The sequence below is a fragment of the Kribbella sp. NPDC000426 genome, from assembly GCF_040300265.1.
Classification (GTDB): Bacteria; Actinomycetota; Actinomycetes; order Propionibacteriales; family Kribbellaceae; genus Kribbella.
Genome location: NZ_JBEPDK010000001.1, coordinates 226,714 through 247,644, shown reverse-complemented (window position 1 = coordinate 247,644; position 20,931 = coordinate 226,714). Strand labels below are relative to the sequence as shown.

Here is a 20,931-nt window from a genome sequence, read left to right as displayed (position 1 = left end):
CAGCTGAAGACGAGACAGGTGTGCTCGCAGTACGCTCGATCGGTGGCACCGAGCCGATCGAGCTCCGGACTGGTGGGGCGGCGAGACGAGTGTCAGGTCCTGGACGGTCTGGTGACAGGTTCCAGGGCCGGTCGGAGCGCGGCATTGGTCCTTCGCGGCGAAGCCGGCATCGGCAAGAGCGAGCTGCTGTCGTATCTCGCCGAAGCGGCCACCGGTTGCCGGATCGTCCGTGCGGCCGGGATCCAGTCGGAGATGGAACTCTCGTACGCCGGTCTGCACCAGATGTGCGCACCGCTGCTCACCGGACTCGACCGGTTGCCGGAGCCGCAGCGGGACGCACTCGGCGTGGCCTTCGGTCTTCGTGCGGGGACGCCGCCGGACGCTTTCCTGGTCGGCCTGGCCGCACTGAGCCTGCTGGCCCAGGTGGGAGCGGACCAGCCGTTGGTCTGTCTGGTCGACGACGCGCAGTGGCTGGACAAGGCGTCCGCGCTGACCCTCGCGTTCGTCGGCCGCCGGCTGCTGGCGGAGTCGGTCGTACTGGTCTTCGCCGTACGCGAGCCGACCGCGCACGAGACGCTGTCCGGTCTTCCCGAACTGCGGGTCGGGGCCTTGCGTGAGCGCGACTCCCGGACGCTGCTCGACTCGGCCGTGACCGCGCCGCTCGACGAGCAGATCCGTACCCGGATCCTCGCCGAGGCGCACGGTAATCCGCTGGCGCTGATCGAGTTACCGCGCCGATGGGGCGCGGCCGAGTTCGCCGGCGGGTTCGCGCCGATCCGGGCGGGGCAGGTGTCGAGCGGTCTGGAGCGGGAGTTCGGCCGCCGGATCGAGACGCTTCCGGCCCAGAGCCGTTCGCTGATGCTGATCGCTTCGGCCGAGCCGTTGGGTGACGTCGAGTTGTTGCGTCGCGCGGCCGAACGCCTTGGGGTCGACGTCGACCTCGCGGCAGCCGGCGCCGCCGACCTGATGACGCTGAACTCCAGAGTGCGGTTCCGGCATCCGCTGGTGCGATCGGCGACGTACCAGATCGCTTCGCCGACCGATCGCCGGACGGCGCACCGGGTGCTGGCCGAGTCGATCGACCCGGGGGTGGATCCGGACCGTCGCGCGTGGCACCGCGCGCAGGCAACGCTCGGCTCCGACGAGGAGGTCGCGGTCGAGCTGGAGCAATCGGCCGAGCGCGCCCAGGCTCGCGGGGGTCAGGCTGCGGTGGCTGCGTTCCTGGCGCGGGCGGCAGAGTTGACGGACGAACCAGGCGACCGGTCTGCACGCGCGTTGAAGGCGGCGGAGGCGAAGTTTCAGGCCGGTGCTTTCCCTGCGGCCACAGAGCTGCTGATGACTGCGAGTGCGCAGCCGCGGGACGAGTTGGCGCGGGCGCGGATCGAAGTACTCACGGCCGGTCTGGCGTTCGTTCAGGGGCGTGGTCTGGAGGGTCCCGCGCAGTTGATGACCGCGGCACGCAGGCTGGAGAAACTCGACGTAGGGCTGGCTCGGGACACCTATCTGGAGGCGCTGTCGGCGGTGATCTTCGCCGGTCACCTCGCGCAGAGTCCGAGCTGGGAGGAGGTCGGCGCGGCGGCCCGCGGTGCGCCGCGGTTGCCGGCACCGCGAGCCGCTGACGAGCTTCTGGACGCGCTGGCCGTACGTCTTACTGATGGCTTCACGACCTCGGTGCCGTCGATCAGGCGTGCCCTCACGACCTTGTCCGCCGACGATCTGCCGGCCGAGGAATCGCTGCGGTGGTTGCTTCTTGCCGGCGTCATCGCAGCGGACCTGTGGGATCTCCAACATTGGCAAGCGGTCACGACCCGGCATGTGGCGCTGACCCGGCGAACCGGCGCGTTCAGCGGACTTCCGCTGGCGCTCGACTCGTCAGCCGTCGTACTCGTCTTTGCCGGCCAGCTGTCCGACGCCGCGTCGGCGGTGGAGGAGGTGCGAACGGTCAGCGTCGCGATCGGTGCCGTCCAGCCGCCGTTCGGCGCACTCGCGCTGGCGGCCGTCCGGGGCCGCGAGACCGAGGCACGCGCGATCATCGACGCCACCCTCACCGAGGGCACGCGGCACGGTCAGGGCCTCGGCGTCACCGTCGCGAACTGCCATCGCGCCGTGCTGTGCAACGGTCTGGCCCAGTACGACGAGGCGATGGTCGCGGCACGCGAGGCAGCGACGTACCAGGAGGAGTTCGGCGCACCGCGGTGGGCACTCGGAGAGTTCATCGAGGCCGCAGTACGTAGTGGATCGCCTGAGGCAGCGCCGGAGGCACTGGAGCAGTTGGCCGAGGCTGCGCAGGCCAGTGGTACGGACTGGGCGCTCGGTGCCGAGGCCTGTGCACGCGCGCTGCTCAGTCACGGCACGGCCGCCGAGGATCTCTACCGCGAGGCGATCGACAGGCTCGATCGTGCCCGGGTGCGGGTGAACCTGGCGCGTGCCCACCTCTTGTACGGCGAGTGGCTGCGCCAGGAGAACCGTCGTACCGACGCCCGCGAGCAGCTCACGACGGCGTACGAGATGCTGGGCCGGTTCGGCGCGGATGCGTTCGCCGAGCGGGCGCGGGCGGAGCTCGGAGCTCTCGGGAAGAAGGTCGGCGGGCGTGCCGTGGTCCGGCACCGGACGCTCACCGCCCAGGAGGAGCAGATCGCCCGGCTGGCCGGCGACGGCCTGACGAATCCCGAGATCGGAGCGCGGCTGTTCCTGAGCCCGCACACGGTGGACTGGCATCTCCGCAAGGTGTTCTCGAAGCTCGGGATCGCGTCGCGCCGGGAGATCGCGAGCCGCCTCGCCGAGGCCGCCACCGCCGGATCGTGAGACCAGGGGGTCACCTCCGCACTGTGCCCAGTCCGCGGACGCCGGGCAGTGCGCTGACGGGGAGAACGAACATGAGCGTCACGGTGGCCGCGAGTACGACCGACCAGGCCAGGTCGTCGGCGTGCAGGTGCCCGACGTGGAAGATCATGTGCGGCAGCGCGAACGCGGCGTACGCCACGAGTGCGACGGCGACGAGGTACCGGTCCATCCGGACCGCGGCCGCCGCCAGCAGGATGCTCAGGCCGAGCGACGCACTGCCGAAGTCCCGGAACGCGTGCTCGCTGTACGGCGGGTCCCAGTCGACCGTCGGCACGTTGTCGTAGAACGACTGCGGCGCAAAGGTGAGCCAGACGCCGAAGGTCAGCTGGAACACCGCCAGCAGCACCAGCACTGTCCGTACGTAGGTACTCATCCGAGGTGCTCCGCGAACGTGATCCGGCCGTACGTCGGTCCGTCGACCATCGCGTCGCCGCGGGCGAACGCACGGAAGACCTTGCCGCCCAGCCGCAGCGGGACGATCGGGCGGCGTGAGCCCTTCGCCTGCTTCCAGATCCAGGCCAGCTCCCGGACCGTCAGGCGCTCCGGGCCGCCGATGTCCGGCGCGTGCCCCTTCACCGGCGGCTGACCGACGAGCTCGGTCAGCCGCGCCCCGACCTCCTCCACCGAGATCGGCTGCAGCGACATCGTCGGCGCGACCAGCACCGGGAGGTACCGCTGCGCGGCGAAGACGCGGTCCACGAGATCGTGGAACTGCGTCGCCCGCTGGATCGTGTACGGCACACCGGAGTCCTGGACGATCTCTTCGACTTCGAGCTTGGTCCGGTAGTACGCCAGCGGGATGCGGTCGATGCCGGCGATCGACATCAACAGCAGGTGCTGGACACCCGCCGCGGCCTCGACGAGGTTACGGGCCTGGCGCGCATCACCGCGCCCGAGGCTGGTCGCGAGGTGCACGACCACGTCGGCACCCTCTACCGCCGCCCGCAGGCCCGCGCCGCTGGTCAGATCCGCGACGACCCGGTCAGGCCCGGCCGCCCTGCTCAACACACGAACGTGGTGACCGGCGGCACGAAGCTGACTCACAGTGGGCCGTCCCAGGTTGCCCGTGCCACCAGTGACAAGGATGGAGGTCATGTCGAATCCCTTCTTTCTTGTAGAGATCAGACAGCCCCCCAATTTGTGACAGCCGTACGACGCCCGCGACCTTCGCGCCGGACCCGCGACGGCTCGATGCGTTCGTCGGCGAGCGCTCTCAGTCTCCCGTTTCCCCTTGTTGCTAAGGGTTTCCTAAGTTTGCAACAAGCTGCAGCGGGGTTGTGCCGGCCGGTATTTGAACGATAGAAATCTCCTGCCTTTCGCCGGTGTCGCTCGGGGTGCGCCGGATTCCGCCCAGCTTTGGAGTTTGGATGCGCCGCGCCCGCAGGTTGCTGACGTCTGCCCTCGTACTGTCGCTCCCGGCATCACTCGGAGTCCCCGCTACTGCCCTCGCTCATCCAGAGCAGGCGGCGCAGGTCGCCGTGCTGCAGGTCGCTCGTCCTGCGGCCGGCCCGCTGGCGCCACCGGCTCCTGCGCGTGTGACGAAGGCGTCCACGGCCACGGTTGCGAGTGGGAAGCCGACGCGGGTGCGGGAGTTGGACGGGCGGCGTACGGCGACGTCGACCAGCTACCGCATGTCCGACGGAACCACACAGGTCGAGTTGTCCACGGAGCCCGTGCATTACAAGGACTCCAAGGGCACGTGGCAGGACATCGACACCAAGGTCGTGGCCGGCTCGGGTGACGATTCGTTCGAGAACGCGAAGAACTCCTTCCGCACGCGGTTTGGCAAGTCGAGTGATCGGCTGCTGACGTTCGAGGCGGACGGTGAGTCGATCAGTCTGGGCGCGGCCGGCGACAAGCGGGCGTTGACGCCGTTGGTGAAGGACTCGTCGGTGGCGTTCGCGGACGTGTTCGGTACGGCGGATGTGCGGTACTACGTGTCGCGCACCGGCGTGAAGGAAACCGTCGTACTCACAGCTGCCGCGGACGCTGCGAGCGAGTACACCTTCGAGCTGCACACGAGTGGTCTGACCGCGAAGCCGCAGCCTGACGGATCGATCGGGTTCTTCAAGAGGAACGGCGACACACGTCCGAAGTACGTGATTCCGGCGCCGAACATGTACGACTCGTCGGCGGACAACAAACTGGGGCAGCCCGGCTACTCGGAGAAGATCACACAGACGATCAGCCAGCAGGGCGGCAAGACCCTGCTCACGCTGAAGCCCGACCAGGCCTGGCTGACCGCCAAGGACAGGGTCTTCCCGATCGTCATCGACCCGACGATCGTGGTCGTTCCGGATCCGTCGGCAGCGCAGGACACATCGATCTCCGAGGCGAACCAGGCCACCAACTACGGCACGAACCCGACGATGCTGGTCGGTGACGACGCGAGCCACAACACCTGGCGAAGTCTGCTGAAGTTCGACCTGTCGATGATCCCGTCGACCACGACGATCCGCTCGGCCGATCTGAACCTGCACTACGGCGCGGGTTTCGGCGCGGACGTGAAGCTACCGTTCGCAGCGGTGAAGGTCACGCAGGACTGGTCAGAGTCGACGGCCACGTGGGCGTCGATGAACAGCTTCTGGAACGGGACCTATGCGACCAACACGGTGCAGGTGGACGACCAGGACACGCTATCCGCGTCGTATCAAGGTCCGTGGAAGTACCAGAGCAATGCGAGTGCGGTGAACGGTTCGTTCTCGTACGCGCTGACCGGCATCGCGCCGGACTCGTTCACGTGGGACGCGCGGGTGCCGAGCGATGGCGACTACCAGGTGCAGGGGTTCTACTTCCAGTCGTCGGTTCGTGGCAGGCTGCCGACGACACTCATCGGTGCCACGCCCGACGGCCAGGTGACGACGCAAGCCGTGACCTGGGACCAGACGGCCGGAGTCGCCGGGGGTGCGCAGTGGTACACGCTGGGCACGATTCATTCGCGTCCGGGTAGCACGACGCAGGTGAAGGCCACGCGGCAGCCGGGGACGACAGCGACGGTTCCGGTCGCGGATGCGATGAAGTGGATCAAGTACTCGACGGCGACCAAGCAGGCCGGCGATCGCGATGGGTGGCACTCGTATGCGATGGGCAGCTACGTCCAGTCGTGGTTGAACGGTCAGTCGCCGAACTACGGGGTCATGCTGAAGGCGGTCGACGAGGCTCCGGCGACCGCGCCGGCCGGTGGGCTGTACTACAGCGCGAGCGAGGACACGTTCGGCGGGGAGACCGCGGCGCGGCCGAACCTGGTCATTACCTACGACGAGCCAGGGGTCACGCTCAACCCGCCGTCGACGGTCAACGCCAGCGGCGCGGAGCTGACCTGGAGCAAGTACATCGATCCGACGCCGGCCGATGACGACGACCTGGTCGAGTACCAGATCTACCGCGGTTGCCGTGCCCTCCCGGCGAACGGCTGCAGTAGCCCTGTGGGCGACTACTTCTCGAATATCGCTCCTGGGTCGCTCGAGCTGGTCGGGACGGTTGCGCCGGACGTGACGTCGTTCACCGATGACACGGCGAAGCCGTCAACCGCGAGTGATCCGGCGACGTACAGCTATTGGGTCGTGGCCCGGACGGTGGGAGACGGCACCTCGAACGGCAAGGCCGCGTCGAACGTCCAGACGGTGACGATGCCGCGGGAGGGCCGCATCTTGCAGTCGTTCGGCGGCGACATCGCCGACACCACGCTGGCCGCCGCGACGGCGTACCAGAACACGAACCTGTCACGTCCCGACGGCCCAATTCCCAATGGGCCACCGAACACCCGGTACTGGGTGCAGGTCGGCAACAACCACCCGACGTACGGCGACGAGCGCGGGGTTTTCAAGTTCGACACCTCGGCGATCAAACAGGGCACGAAGGTCCTCGACGCGCGGGTAGAGCTGTATTCGAACTACGGTTCTGGCAGCGGCCGCGCGGACTTCGACCTGTTCGGGCTGAACCGGGACTTCGTCGAAACCGAGGCGACCTGGAACCAGGCAACGTCAACGATCAACTGGACCACGCCCGGTGGCGACTACGACTCGGCCAAGCAGCTGGGCTCGGTCCATCCCGACGGCAACGCGCAACGGCTGACCTTCGCGTCGACGGGCCCTACGTCGAATCTGGTCACGAGGTTGCAGTCGTGGGTCGACAATCCCGGGGACAACCACGGCCTGTTGCTGAAGACGAGCAACGAGGCGCCGGACCCGACCGGTCAGCAGTTGGTGTCCATCACGAACGGCGAGTCGCCGGACACGCTGTTCCGTCCGCGCTTGTGGATCGAGCACCTGGCCAAGAACGAGGCCGAGACCTATCAGGCCGACGAGATCCCCGAGCGGTTCAAGCCGAACACGACCGTTACGACGCCTGTCACGGTAACGAACACATCGAATGGCGACTGGCAAGGCGATCTGTCGGTGTCGTATCGGTGGACGGATCCGGGCAGTCTTGTTGATCTGACGACGGAGGGGGAGCGCCTCAGCGTTCCGCTTGGGCAGGCATTGGCGCCGGGCGAGTCGAAGACCGTCGACCTTCCGATCAAGGCGCCGATCAACGCCGATTCGGGCACGAAGCGCCAGTCGTACGACCTGCATCTGGATCTGCTGAAGCCGGATAACAAGACCTGGTTCGACGGTGACAACGCCGTCTCGCCGCCGGCGAGGCCGGCTCAGGGCTGTGTGATGGAGACCTCCGGCCTGCTGTGTGTCGACCGCTACGTCGAGGATCCGACCTCGGACAAGTTGGGGCTGGAGAAGTTCATGTCGTACACCGGCGAGGAGACCGGTGGCGGCGCCCAGGTGCTGACGAATCTGTACAACGGCAATGTCGTGTGGTCGTACGACGCGTTGTCGAACCCGTCGATCGGTCCGTCCGCGTTCGTGCGGTTGGCATACAACAGTCAGGACGGCGACTCGGCATCGGGCTACGGGGTCTCGGTGCAGCCCGCCACGTTGGCGAGGCTGGGCAGCGGTCTCACGGTGGACACCGCCAACGTGGTGTCGTTCGTGGACGGTGACGGTACGACCCAGTACTACAGGGTCGCCACACAGACCCCGCAGGAGATCACGTACACGCGCCCGGCCGGCGTTGCCCTGGAGCTGAGGAAGGAGCTGAACGGCGGCGGGGATCCTCAGTGGGTGTTCTCCCGTCCGGACGGCACGCGGTTCTACTTCAACTCGACCGGTCAGCAGACGTCGGTTGCGGACCGTAACGGCAACAAGCTGTCGTTCAGCTATGACACCAGCGGACGCTTAACGACGGTCCTGGATGCACGTGGTCGGCAGGTCCTGACACTGGGATATGTCAGCAGTACCGACAGACACGTCGCGTGGATCAGGGACATCTCGGAGCGCGCTCTGAAGTTCGGCTACAACAGCACATTCCAATTGACCAGGCTCGAGGATGGCGGCTCGTTCGACCCGGGTACGCAGACGTTCGGGGCCGGGTCGCCGGTCAAGGTGTTCCAGCTCGGGTACACGTCGACCTCGACCAACGGCAACGCGAAGCTGAACTCGGTCAAGGACCCGCGTAACGCCGAAACCAAGGTCGAGTACTACACGTCGTCGGAGAACCCCAGCTACGCAGGATGGCCCAAGCGGTACACCGACCGTCGTGGAAACGACACTACTTTCACCTACTCCGACCCGGACCCGTCCGCGCACGACCGGCAGGCAACGGTCACGGACGTCAATGGTTCTACGCCGTCGGTGACGACGTACAAGATGGACGTGTTCGGTCGGACGACGAGCATTGTGGATGCGAACCAGAATGCGATCGGCGGTGACAAGGCGACCCTGCTGGCCTGGGACAAGGACCACAACGTTATCCGGTTGCAGGAGCCGAACGGCGCGGTGTCGACCTGGGAGTACGACCCGACGACCGGGTATCCGCTGGTAGTGCGGGATGCGATGGCGGTCAAGAACGGACTGCCGGGTGTGCTGCTGACCTATGAGACGTTGGACACTGGTGCGACGGTACTGAAATCGAAGAAGAGCGCCGGCGGCCGCACGGACAACTTCACCTATGACGCGAACGGCAACGTCAAGACGGTGAAGAACGGCCTCGGCTTCGGGCCGGCCTACGAGTACAACGCCGACGGAACCCTTGCTCAGGCCACCGATGCCCGGGGCAACGCGACGCAGTACACGTTGTACGACGCGAGTGGTTATCCGACGAAGATCATCGATCCGCTGCTGGCTCCGACCGCGTTCACCTACGACGCCCGGGGCAACGTGACGAGCCTGTCCGAGGACCTGGTCGGTACTCAGTATCAGCGCGTCACGACAGCGGAGTACGACGCGTTCGGCCGCCCGACCAAGGTCACCAAGCCGTACGACGGGACCGCGGTGCGGACGACCGCGACCGACTATGACCTGAATGACAACGTCACGAAGGAGACCGCGCCGAACGGTGCGCAGTCGGTGTCGACGTTCGATGCCGCGGACAACTTGCTGACCAAGACGTTGCCGGACAACAACACGACCGGCCGGCAGTTGGCCTATACCTACGACGTACTCGGCCGGAAGATCACCGAGACGGCGCCGAAGGGCGTCGCGACCACGACCGACCCGAACGACTTCGTCGCGAAGTACACCTATGACCGGATCGGTCAGGTGCTGAAGGTCGAGACCCCGTTCGTCGACAACGGCGTCACGAAGACGCCGACCACGACGTACGAGTACGACTCCGTGGGCAACCAGACCACGGTGATCGATCCGCTGCGCAACGCCTCGCCGGCCACCGACTACACCTCCAAGACGGTCTACGACCTGAACCATCGCCCGACCGCTGTGACCGATGCTGCCGGTTACACCAGTAAGAAGGTGTACGACGCGGACGGGTTGGTGACCGCGGAGATCGACCAGACCGGTCATACGAAGACGACCAAGTACGACGAGGCCGGTCAGCCGATCGAGGTCTCGGTGCCGCACACGGCCATCGGTGAGCACCAGGAGCTGTGGGTCACCAAGCTGAAGTACGACGAGGCCGGCAACGTCACCCGGCAGACTCGTCCGACCAATGCCGATCGTCCGACCCCGCTGTATTCCGAGACGGTCTACGACAAGAACAACCGGCCGATCCAGAACAAGTCTGCGTTCGACACGACGACCGCGCTCTACAAGACGCCGTCGAGTACGTTCGTCCAGTACTACCCGACCGGTGAAGTGAAGGCGCAGTCGGAGCCGACGTTTGGCTCCACGGCGCCGCCGGCGGCGCAATGGACGAACTTCACCTACTACGGCTCGGGCGACATCAAGACCTCGACGGACCCGTGGCAGATCTCCGCAACGTACGGCTACAACCAGTTGGGCCAGCAGACCGACCGGACTCTGACGGTGCCCGGCGACGACGCGAAACGCACGCAGGGATGGGGCTACTATCCCGACGGTGCGTTGGCGTCCCGTTCGGATACCGCGGCGCAGCAGCCGGTCGACGTGATCGACAACGGCGACATCTGGCAAGCCTCCTCGACGGGCACGTGGACGACCGTCCCGGGTGGTACCAACACCCAGGGCAGCGACTACAGGATGCACGCCGCGGCGACCGGCTCAGCTGACACGTTCAGTTGGCGTGTGCTGCCTGATGTCGCGGGTTCGTTCGATGTGTACGCCTCTTGCCCGGTTCGGACCGACGCGACCACGGCTGCGACGTACACGATCAACCACTCCACCGGATCGGCGACCAAGACTGTCGATCAGAAGGCCTGTACCGCGGCTAATCCGTGGGTGAGCCTGGGCAACTACTCGTTCCCGAATGGTGTTGCGAAGACCATCACCTTGGCGCCGTCGGCGACGGGGGTGGTGAGCGCGGACGCGATCAAGCTGGTCTCGACCAACCCGGTCGACAACCGCTCGTTCACCTACAACTACGACGCCAACGGCCAGCAGACCGAGGTCAAGGACAACAACCCCAACGCCGCGACGGACACCTTCAAGGTCACCACTGACGGCCTCGCCCGAACCACCAAGGTCGAGGAGCTCAAGGGCGCCACGAGCAAGGCGACGACCGACTACACCTACGACCTCGACTCGAACGTGCTTTCCACCAACGCGCAACGCGCACCGGACGCGAGCACGGTTGGCGTGTCCCGTTACACGGGCTACACGTGGGATGTCCGGAACCTGGTCGACACGGTGAAGGCTGGCTCTACATCGACGAGCACGGATACGTGGAGCTATACCTACGACGGCCGCGGCCTGCAGTCGACCGTGACGAAGCCCAACGGGAACCTGGCGACGTTCACCTACCACGAGGACGGCTTGCCGCGGATCCTGTCCGAGAAGACCAGTGGCGGCAAGCTCGTCTCGTCGCACTCGCTGTACTACAACCCTGACGGGGACCGTTCGCTGGATGTCGAGAAGGTCCTGAAGGCGAACAGCTCGGAGTATCTGGACCAGGCCTCGACCTACACCTACACGCCTGCCCGGCAGCTCGCCGCGGTCGACAAGGCCGGTGCCGACAAGGGCGACAGCGAGTCGTACGACTACGACGCGGCTGGCAACACCATCAAGCAGACCATCGGCGCGACCGTGTCGACGATGACCTACGACCGCAACCGCCTGACAACAACAACGGTCACCGGCGGCGCGACACTGAACCAGCGCTACGACCCGTTCGGCCGCGCCACCACAACCGACAGCGGCACCCAGGTTGTCGAGCAGAACGCCTACGACGGCTACGACCGGCTCACCCGGCAGCAAAAGTTTGACACCGCGGGTAACCCGACGTTCACCCGCAACCAGACCTACGACCCGTTCGACCGCGTGTCGAACCAGTCCGAGAAGGTCGGCTCCGCCGCCTCGATCTCCACCCGCTACACCTTCGTGGGACTCGCCAACCAGGTCACTGCCGAGGAGGAGAGAGACACCGCCGGGACCTGGAAGACATCCAAGTCCTACGCCTACGGCGCCTCCGGCGAGAACCTCTCACTGGTCGACAGCCCGGTCAATGGCACCACCTCGAAGAAGTCGTACTACGGCACCAACCCCCACGGCGACGTCGAAACCCTCACCGACGCCACCACCGGCACCACCACATCCACCTACCGCTACACCGCCTACGGCCAGCCCGACAAAACCGGCACCACCGGCGACGACAAGATCACCGGCACCGCCACCGACGACGCCGACATCGTCAACCCCTACCGCTTCAACTCCGCCCGCTTCAACGGCGCCACCGCCACCTACGACATGGGCTTCCGCGAGTACAACCCCGGCCTGAACCGGTTCCTGACCCGCGACATGTTCAACGGCGCCCTGTCGGACCTGTCGTTGGGTACGGACCCCTGGAACGCCAACCGGTACATGTTCGGCGGCGGCAACCCCATCAGCCGCATCGAACTCAACGGCCACTACGCCATCGAGCAAGATAGCGACCGCTTCGCACCCCACGACACACCAACCATTACCTCCCCGACCACGACGACTGGCTCGACCGGTAGCAGCACGGCTGCAGTTCCGAACAATGCCGGCCAAGAGATCAACGAGTCGATGGGCCTGCCGGCCGGAGCCAGCCAACAGCAACAGGCTGTCCGGCTGTCCCAGCTAGGCGTCCCGCCGGCTGTCGCAGGGTTCAAGCTTGGAGCCGAAGAGTTCGACAAGACTGGTCTGCCCGAGGCGCTGGAATTGGTCGCCAGCGTCACAGGCGCCAAGGATGCCCAAGACTGCGCCGCGTACTTCGGGCTGACCGCCTGCGGCATGACAGCCCTGAGCGTCATCCCCATCGGCAAGCTCGGCAACGCCGCGAAGGCTGCCGCGGCGCTCAAACACGCCGAGGACGCAGCCGAGGCAGGTCCCGATCTTGCGAAAGGGTTCTCCTCTTTCCGAGCGGCCAAGCGGGCTCCGCCGTCGCCCGGCCAAGGGAACGTATACGACCACGTGGTTGAGCAGTCCCAGATCGCCCGCAGTGGGTTCGATCCACGCGCGATCCATAATCCCTACAACCTGAACCCCGTCCCGGCGGCGGTCAACCAAGCCAAGGCCAACTACTATGCGACCATTCGACCGTTCACCGGTGGGCAGACGGTTCGTGCCTGGCTTGCAGGGCAGAGCTTCGCGGACCAATACGCCTTCGGCGTGGATATCACGTCCCAGATTCAGCGAGGAGTTGCCTTGCCATGACCCTGAGCGAAGACGAGATTCGTGAGCGTTATCGTGCCTTGGCGCTCGACTGGGCGGCAGCCAAAGGCGAGCCGAAGAAGGCGAACCGAATCTTCAAAGAACACCATGGCCTCTACAGGGAGATTCGTGACCTTGAGCTCGGGTGCCGAGTGATTGAATCATTACTTGACGATCCGGAACCGTCGGTCCGACTGCTTGCTGCCACTCATGCGCTGCCCTTCGCCTCGGCTCGTGCCGAGGCGGTCCTAAGAGATCTCGAGCGCGGCAATGGTCTCTACGCCATGGATGCGAAATACACACTCATTAACTTCCGCACTGGGCGACTCAATCTTGAATGGTAGCAAAGCTACAAGCAGCCAGGGCTGTCGACAGTCGCTAGCGGCACCGAGACGTGTCGCTCGAACGACCGAGCTGTGTGGATGCATGCCACGGCCTACACAGCACCATTAGGCCCTCGGGTCCTGAACGGCTCCACCTTTCGCCTACGGCTGCTTCCGGGTACGTCGCTGCCCGTCCAACTGGGACGGTTCCCCGTCCGGATGCGAGCTCGCAGAAAGCAGTCGCGATGATCGTCGGCAACATTGCGGAATGCATTTCGCAAGGAGCCATCGACGTACTGGCGGACACCACGACCGCCACGGCACGGGGCCGTCGTGCCGAAGCACGCAGTGCACACCAACGCCCAACCCTGATGGGCGGACCTCAGGTCCGTGTACGCGCCCGGCCGACTTACCGGCCGGGCGCGATCCGTCTGAGATGCTCGAGGGAGTAAACCCGGCAGACAGCGGTCGCTGTCCACGAGCCGAGGCCGGATCGGCTGTGTACTAGGCACGCAGGCCGCATCGCTGGCCCGGTCCTCATCCCCGCTGGAGGCGCCGAAGCCGGTGCCGCGAACTCGCCGAACGCGGAGCGATCGTCACTGCCGAGAAGGTTGTGGCGAAGCTCGCAGACTCTGTTGCAAAGCTCCACGCCGAGACTTCTATCTCTCGCTGAACAGATCCGGACGGCAGGTCGGCCGGGTGCTGCCGTCAACCAAAGGACGATTGCGGTCGGTGAGGACGCTGCCGGCAACCTATGGGCCGGTTCCAGCGGTGGTTTTGACGCTGGTCAGCGGACCATGGCAGGCTTGCTTGGCATCGCTCGTGTTCCATCTCGGACACATGAGGGGAATGCATTGCACGCGGAGGAGAACCTCCTTGCCTCGATACCTGATCTGGCACGGATCGGGACCAATGTCCGCATGCCATGTCCGTCGAGCGAGCACGGTTGTGCCTTGATTCTTGAGCGCCCGGGTGTGGTGGTCGAACGATGACTGCTCTTGATCATGAGTTGGAGCAGGTTGCGGGCTTGATCGATGCTCTGCCCCGGACGTCTCAGGCTGCGCTGTTCTGGGCAGCCTCCTCAGCCCATTTGGACTCCGTGGACTGGTGGACGGCGGAACACGGCGAAGTGGGCGCATTACTGCAGCAGGCACAAGAGGCTGCTTACGCGTTCTGCATGGACCGCTTACCTGTCGACCGAGCCGGTGTCTTGCTGTACGAACTTGATCAAACGCTTCCGGAGGACGTCGTTGCGCAGAGTTCCTGGATCTGCGCTGACGCTGCTCTACGAATTGCCGTGGATCCGACGTTCGAGCCAGGCAGGTCAATCGAGTATGCACTGGAGCCGGTCTTGGGTCGTACTTCCGAGAGGCTGTTCGGATTTTGGCAGGTTGGCAGTGGCGACGCCCAGGAAGATGAAGTGGCTGAGATCATGGCTCAGTCGGACGTTGTCAGCGCGATCGAGTTCTGCCGGTGGGCCGTTCGGATGCTTGCCGCGGCTGGTGCACCGAGCGCTGACGGGCTTGAGGCGATCAGAATTAGGGCTGCGGATCTGACCGACAGCTGATCGAAAGCAAACGGTGATGACGGTGGCGCGGCCGCCTCAACAACAGCGGCCACTTCCAGCCGTCGCCTGAGAGCGTCCAGATCGGAATTGATGCATTCAGGTCGTTCGGGTTAGGTTTCTGAGCTGTGGACTGGGAGGATGTCGTCGCTCACAGCGCGTCCTTGGAGGGGTGGCTTTCCCGCCAGCAGCCCTCGGGCGCCGAGCGCCCGAACTGGTGGTTGGGTTGGGTTCTCGTCTCGGGCGGAAAAATCCAATCCGTTGTGAGCTCGGGTGACGTTCCTGATACCGCGACTCTCGATCGGGTGGTGCGCGTACTGAACGCGGCGGCGAATGAAGGTGCGGTCGCTGCCGATGATGTAGCGATCAGGCTGGCCAACTTGGCCGGCCTGATCGCGAAGGCAGGGGCGGTCGTCGGCCAACCGCTGGAGTTGCGTCCAGATGTCGCAGCCCGCAGATGCCTGCAGTTGATTCCGCAGGACATCGCCCAGGTGGAACTGGCTGCTACACGCTGGAGATCTCTTCCGATCGCTGAAATCCGCGCCCTGCGCCGCGTGAAGAACCTGGTGAATCCAACGATCCGACTTGCTCCGTTCCTGAGCGACCGCGAGTTCGTCGATCATGTCGGGAAATGGAATCATGTCCTGCCACAGTTACCCTAGGTTCACCCCCCAAGAAATGGTGATCCTCTCGTCTCGGTCGCGAACTCGATTCTCACTGACTGCTGATCCAGCAGGCAGCACGACCTGGAAGGTCAGTGGATCACAGTCCGCCAAAGTGCAAGAGTTCGTCGACTGGCTCGACGACCGAGTTTCACGGTGAGATGATGGCGGGATCGATTGAGGTCGGCGGGCAGCTCTGGACGAGCGCATCTTGGCTGTTTCGATGGGTAGTGAGCAGGATTGCCGAAAAGACCAATCTGAGCCAGGATGACAGGGGCGTTCTGCATGAGATTGTCGACGAGAATCTTGGCTGGTTTTCTGTCGATTCCCTGGTGCCTGAAGCGCTTTCGACAGTTCGGGAATGGATTGCTAGCAATTTAGTGACGGACGCAGATGCCGAGTTGCCGCTCGATCTCGACGTCGATCGGGCTGCCGCGCTGGACCATCTTCAGGACCTTGCCCGGATGGCGGCGGTAGTAAGGCACGATCGCCTGTCCGACTAGAAAGCTACCGCTGGGAAGGAAATCCGCCACGGTGCACCGGAGATGGCGACCCGTACGCTGTCCGGGCGAGACGACTCCGCAGCGGCGACGAGTCGGAGCGAGGCGACGATCGTAGGTTTGAACCTGATGGGAGGGCTGTGGGAGGGGCGGTTGTGGTGGGCGGCTTGATTGGACTGAGCTTCCTGAATCCGGTGAATTTGTTGAGTGGTGGGAGCTTCAGTTGAGCGTGTCGGATGGCATCGAAGAGATTCGGTTGAGTGCAGCTCGCGGGTTGGAGTTGGAGCTGAACTACGACATGCCGTCGGACAGCCCGGGCCGTGGACTCCGAAGAACTGGGCACGGTTCCTGTCGTTGGGATCCGGTCTTTCGATTGAGATGTCGGCGAAGTTTTCGACGCTGAACGAGTTTGGGCATCCAGGGCAGCCCAGTCTGACGATCTCGGCCTACCGCCTGCAAACTGCACCCAGGTGGTTGAACCTGTCTGCGACCTACGTTGCCGGTGATCGGCGTGAGCCGCGCCGGTTCAACATGGACGCCGCTCGAGGCGATGCTCGGCATTTTCCCTAGGACACTTTGCGTCGGGCTGACGCGGTGTTGCGGGGGTACTCCTGGATCACGGTGACGTCGCCTGGTGTCTTGGAGCACTTGGGTGGTGAGTTCGACCGCTTCAAACTCATCTACGAAGCACCACGTCGCTAGCGGCGCAACACCGTCGACCGCGCATGTCGAACGCAGAAGATCAGCCCCGAGGGGACTGGTCGTCAGTGCGATCGGTAGCAAGGGCTCGCAGGTCAACGGTAGGGGCCGCGATTGACAAGCCGTGAGGGGAACTGTGCGTCTGAAGCGCCTGGGTCCGCGGTGGTAGCGGCGTTCGTTGATGAGTGCCGCGGCTGCTGGGATGAGCTGGGGTAACACATTGGCGTTTTGCCTTGCAAGTAAGGGTTCCCTTGGGTTGCAGGAACATGCAATGAGGTTGCGTCGGCGGCCTTTCGAACGATACAACTCTTCGTGTCTTCGCCGGTGTCGCTCGGGGTGCGCCGGATCCGCCCGCCATTGGAGCGTCGATGTGCCGCGCCCTAGATCGCTGTCGTCTGTCCTCGTCCGGTTGTGTCCGGGTTTGTAGGGCCATTGTCAGCGGGAGTTTCACGAAGGAGAGCAATGCGTCTGCGTAGGCCTGCCCTGATGGGTCTGACCTCGATGGGGATGCTCCTGGGCGGGCTCGTCCTGTCCAGTCCCAGCGCCGTAGCCGAGCCGTTGGCGGCCAAGAGCGTCGGGACTCAACTGCCCGTGCAAGGGTTCAGCGCGATTGAACTGGACGAGGGTCGCGGGCGCCTGTATCTGGCGCAAGGAGCCTCAACCGCGCTGCCGCTGGTGGTGACCGACCTGGACGGTGTCCTGCAGACCGAGGTCTCGGCCGTGACCGGTGCGACGGATGTGGTTCTCAGCGACGATCATCAGACCGTGCTGGTCGCGCAGGGCGACCGTGTCACGACTCTCGATGCGAACACCCTGGTGCCATCTGCTACGTACGGCGCGCCGGCCGGAGCCTGCGTTTCCCAGGTCGAGCCCGCGGCGGACAAGATCGTCGGCAGCTTCCGCAACTGCGGCATCGGCTTCAGCGGACTGCTGATCTGGTCGGCTCCGGACAGCCCGCCAGTTGTCTACGCGAGCGGGATCTTCGACAACCTGCTGGTCGACGCGAGTCCAGGTGGCGGTGCACGGATCATTGCCGGTGACGATGGGCAGGCAGCGAAGCTCTCCGTCATCGATGTGTCCGGTCCAACGCCCGTAGTCGTCAGCAGCCGTAACGATGTCGGAGACAGCCCGTCGGACTACGCGCTCAGTCCCGATGGCACCGAGGTCGTCGAGTCCGTTGGCTATCCCTACGAGCACCGCGCCTACACGGTTCCGGACCTCTCGGACGCTGGTAACTATCCCAGTGGCCGCTTCGCGACTGATGCGGCGTGGTCCGGTGACGGCTCGACGATCGCCATCGGCCGTTCGAGCACGGCCTCGAACGAGTCCGACGTAGTGCTGTACGACAAGGACGGCAGTACGCCGAAGTACGCGGTCGATTTCCGGGACAACGACGACCTTCGGGAAGGCGGATTGGTCGTGAACGCGACTGGCACCCGGGTTTGGGCCGTCACGTCCGACGATCCGTATCAGCGCACCCAGTTGCTGCACTCGTTCGGCCCGTCGCATCCGCCGAAGGCTCCCACGACGGATATCCAGATCGCTGTCCAGACCGGCTCGGGCAAGGAGAAGAGCACAGGCTACGTCACGGTTACCTGGACCTCGCCGGTCTCGAAGGCCCTGACCTCGACCGGTTACCAGTCGTTCAGCCTCTATGCCGGCACCGATGGTGCGGCGGAGACCTACATCGGCGGAGCGGAGATGACCGCGGTCGGCACCTACACCGTCACGTACGCCTTGCCGCGCGGGACCACCACGTTCACGGCCCGCTACACGGACTCCGAGAACTGGTACCCCGCCGCGACCGTGACAGCCACACTCACTCGCTAGGAGCTGAACGCAGTGGAGTCACGTGGTTGCAGACGGTTCAGGTCTGGGCCGGTTCGGTTGCTGATCGGCAACATTTTCACTGAACGGGGTGAGAGATCCGTATCCTCGCTCCCGGGAAATCTCGTTCGACCTGGGGGGATCATGCTTCGCAAGGTGCTTGCTGCGGTGGCCGCATTGGTGGTTGCTGTGGCAGCGGTGGTGTTCTTCAATCGTGCGGCGGACGCGGCTGCGGCGAACATCACGGTGACGGCCACGCAGGCGTCGAACGGCACGACGACCTTGACGTACCGGGCGACGGTACTGAAGGCGGGGGCGATTCGCGAGGTCACGATGGCGATTCCGGCGGGGACGACCGGGCATGTGACCTCGATCAACGGCACGGTGAGTTCGGCGTCGTCGACGGTTTTGCGGTGGCGGCCGAGCCGGACCACGAACGTGGCGGTCGGCGCCAAGCTTGCGATTCCGATGTACGGGCTGCGGCTGCCCGCCGGCGGTCCGTGGACGCTGGGCTTCAAGACGGTCGGTACGACCGGGGTGACGCTGACCTCCGGTGCCGGGGTCTTGCAGCCGCTACGGACGTACACGGCGTCGGTGGCGGTCAAGGCGACCAATCCGATTCCCGCTCAGACGACGAACCTGACGTACCAGAGCACTGTCACCAAGGCCGGCGCTCTGGGCGCGGTTCGGATGCAGTTGCCGACCGACTCCACGGGCACGCTCAGTACGATCAACGGGACGCTCAGTTTCGCCGGTGGTTACGCGACCTGGAAGCCGAAGGCGGCAATCAACGTCGCGGCCGGCGCGCGGCTGGCGATTCCGGTGAACGGCGTCCAGCTGTCGAAGTACGGCGGCACGATGACGCTGAGCGTGTCCGCGACGACGTCGACCGGAACGGTCCTGAGCTCCGGCAGCGGGAGCATCTCGTTCATCGCGCCGCCGGCCCCGATGCCGGTTCTCGAGGCGGCCGGTTTTGCTGCGACTCCGGCCGGGTGCCCGGACAGCTGGCCGACGACGAGCGCCGAGAACTCGAAGGCCGGCACGGACGACTGGGTGATCCCCACCAGTATGGACGGCCCGCTGGCGGCGTACCTGACCGAGGTGTCGGCCACCTGCGGTGACACGGTCGACCTGAAGGTCAGCTCCGGAAGCCCGGTCGACGTTGTCGCCTATCGGATGGGGTACTACGGCGGGCTCGGCGCACGTGAGGTCTGGCGCCAGGACGACGTACCGACGGTGGCGCAGGAGGCTCCGACGACCGGAGGTACGTCGGTCGACGGCAAGCCGTTGCGGATGACCTCGGCCGCGAGCTGGACCAAGACGCTGGCCATCCCGGTGGACAACACCTGGGTGCCGGGCACGTATCTGATCAAGGTCAGCGACGGGACGTATGCCTCGTATGCGCCGCTGACCGTTCGCGACGACACCGGGACGAAGCACGATCTGCTGATCCAGCAGGCCAATGCGACCTGGCAGGCGTACAACAGCTACGGCGGCGTGAGCTTCTACACCGGGGTGGACACGGGCTCGGGCCGGCTGACGTTCGACCGCCCGTACAACGAGGGCCAGGGCTCTGGGCAGTACCTGTCGCTCGAGCAGGGACTGGTGTTCTGGGCGGAGTCGAAGGGACTCGACGTCACCTACTGGACCGACAACGACCTGGACCAGTACGGCGGCCAGCTCTCATCGCGTGCTGGCACGATCTTCCTGCCAGGCCATGACGAATACTACTCGTTGCGGATGCGGGCTGCGCTGAGTCAGGCGATTGCGAAGGGCGTGAACGTCGCCAACCTCGGGGCGAACACGGCGTACCGGCTGATCACCTTCACCGACGACTCCAGGCGCGCGTGGGACATCGATCGCTACACCGACGGCTACAACTCCACGACCTGGCGGTACCAGGGCGACGCCTACGCGTCGCAGGCCCTGTTGGGTGCGGACTACATCTGTCCGGTGCTCGGAAATACTCTGACCACCGGGAGCAGCTGGATGTTCACCGGCGTACCCACCGGCACTACGCTGCCCGGCTTCATCGCCGGTGAGGTCGACTACGTCTGGCCGGATCTGTACAAGCAACCCGGGCTGTCGACGATCGCCAGCGGCACCGGGACGTGTCACTCGAACGGGCGAGGTGTGCCGATGCATGCCACGGCCTACACCGCGCCGTCAGGCGCTCGCGTCGTGAACGGCTCCACCTTCGCCTACGGCTGCTTCCTGGTACGACGCTGCCCGTCCAACTGGGCCGTACCGGCTCCGGACGCGAACTCGCAGAAGGCGGTCGCGACGATCGTCGGCAACATCACGGAATGGGTCTCGCAAGGAGCCATCGACGTACCGGCCGACACCACAGCCGCCACGGTACGGGTCGCCGTACCGAAGCACCCGCTGCAAACCAACACCACCCAACCCTGACCG

General features: G+C 65.3%; 10 protein-coding genes. 8 read left to right on the top strand and 2 right to left on the bottom strand.

Annotated elements, in window-relative coordinates; genetic code table 11:
- Positions 1–18 precede the first annotated feature (18 nt).
- Complete coding sequence (locus ABT313_RS01220) at positions 19–2,805, top strand: helix-turn-helix transcriptional regulator (protein WP_350847352.1); 2,787 nt, start codon at positions 19–21, stop codon at positions 2,803–2,805.
- 10 nt (positions 2,806–2,815) lie between these two features.
- On the opposite strand, the gene ABT313_RS01215 is transcribed toward ABT313_RS01220, so the two are convergent.
- Positions 2,816–3,217 carry a DUF4345 family protein gene (locus ABT313_RS01215; RefSeq protein ID WP_350847350.1) on the bottom strand — a complete coding sequence of 134 codons (402 nt, stop codon included), beginning with the start codon at positions 3,215–3,217 and terminating at the stop codon, positions 2,816–2,818.
- Positions 3,214–3,939: an SDR family oxidoreductase gene (locus ABT313_RS01210; RefSeq protein ID WP_350847348.1), complete on the bottom strand. Its 726-nt coding sequence runs from the start codon at positions 3,937–3,939 to the stop codon at positions 3,214–3,216. Before ABT313_RS01210 ends, ABT313_RS01215 begins: the two co-directional genes overlap by 4 nt.
- 272 nt (positions 3,940–4,211) lie before the next feature.
- On the opposite strand from ABT313_RS01210, the gene ABT313_RS01205 reads away from it, so the two are divergent.
- The 7 genes from ABT313_RS01205 to ABT313_RS01175 all read left to right on the top strand — a co-directional run bounded on the left by ABT313_RS01205 (position 4,212) and on the right by ABT313_RS01175 (position 20,928).
- Positions 4,212–12,944 (top strand): DNRLRE domain-containing protein, encoded by an 8,733-nt coding sequence (locus ABT313_RS01205; RefSeq protein WP_350847346.1) that lies wholly within the window; start codon positions 4,212–4,214, stop codon positions 12,942–12,944.
- Positions 12,941–13,285 carry a hypothetical protein gene (locus ABT313_RS01200; RefSeq protein WP_350847344.1) on the top strand — a complete coding sequence of 115 codons (345 nt, stop codon included), beginning with the start codon at positions 12,941–12,943 and terminating at the stop codon, positions 13,283–13,285. Before ABT313_RS01205 ends, ABT313_RS01200 begins: the two co-directional genes overlap by 4 nt.
- Positions 13,286–14,252: 967 nt before the next feature.
- The gene (locus ABT313_RS01195) at positions 14,253–14,831 is read left to right on the top strand and encodes a hypothetical protein (RefSeq protein ID WP_350847342.1); all 579 of its coding nucleotides are present in this window, start codon (positions 14,253–14,255) and stop codon (positions 14,829–14,831) included.
- A 125-nt stretch (positions 14,832–14,956) separates the two neighbouring features.
- Complete coding sequence (locus tag ABT313_RS01190; RefSeq protein WP_350847341.1) at positions 14,957–15,490, top strand: hypothetical protein; 534 nt, start codon at positions 14,957–14,959, stop codon at positions 15,488–15,490.
- Between the two features lie 164 nt (positions 15,491–15,654).
- A complete protein-coding gene (locus ABT313_RS01185) occupies positions 15,655–15,993 on the top strand; it encodes a hypothetical protein (RefSeq protein WP_350847339.1) in 339 nt (112 codons plus the stop codon).
- A gap of 1,158 nt (positions 15,994–17,151) precedes the next feature.
- Positions 17,152–18,519, top strand: coding sequence for a hypothetical protein (locus ABT313_RS01180; RefSeq protein WP_350847337.1), 1,368 nt, complete (start codon positions 17,152–17,154; stop codon positions 18,517–18,519).
- A 141-nt stretch (positions 18,520–18,660) separates the two neighbouring features.
- A complete protein-coding gene (locus ABT313_RS01175) occupies positions 18,661–20,928 on the top strand; it encodes a N,N-dimethylformamidase beta subunit family domain-containing protein (protein WP_350847335.1) in 2,268 nt (755 codons plus the stop codon).
- Positions 20,929–20,931 lie beyond the last annotated feature (3 nt).

Coding starts and splice junctions, on each gene's coding strand:
- ABT313_RS01205 (WP_350847346.1), top strand. CDS start 4,212: ATGCGCCGCGCCCGCAGGTTGCTGACGTCTGCCCTCGTACTGTCGCTC.
- ABT313_RS01180 (WP_350847337.1), top strand. CDS start 17,152: ATGCGTCTGCGTAGGCCTGCCCTGATGGGTCTGACCTCGATGGGGATG.
- ABT313_RS01215 (WP_350847350.1), bottom strand. CDS start 3,217: ATGAGTACCTACGTACGGACAGTGCTGGTGCTGCTGGCGGTGTTCCAG.
- ABT313_RS01175 (WP_350847335.1), top strand. CDS start 18,661: ATGCTTCGCAAGGTGCTTGCTGCGGTGGCCGCATTGGTGGTTGCTGTG.
- ABT313_RS01195 (WP_350847342.1), top strand. CDS start 14,253: ATGACTGCTCTTGATCATGAGTTGGAGCAGGTTGCGGGCTTGATCGAT.
- ABT313_RS01200 (WP_350847344.1), top strand. CDS start 12,941: ATGACCCTGAGCGAAGACGAGATTCGTGAGCGTTATCGTGCCTTGGCG.
- ABT313_RS01185 (WP_350847339.1), top strand. CDS start 15,655: ATGGCGGGATCGATTGAGGTCGGCGGGCAGCTCTGGACGAGCGCATCT.
- ABT313_RS01210 (WP_350847348.1), bottom strand. CDS start 3,939: ATGACCTCCATCCTTGTCACTGGTGGCACGGGCAACCTGGGACGGCCC.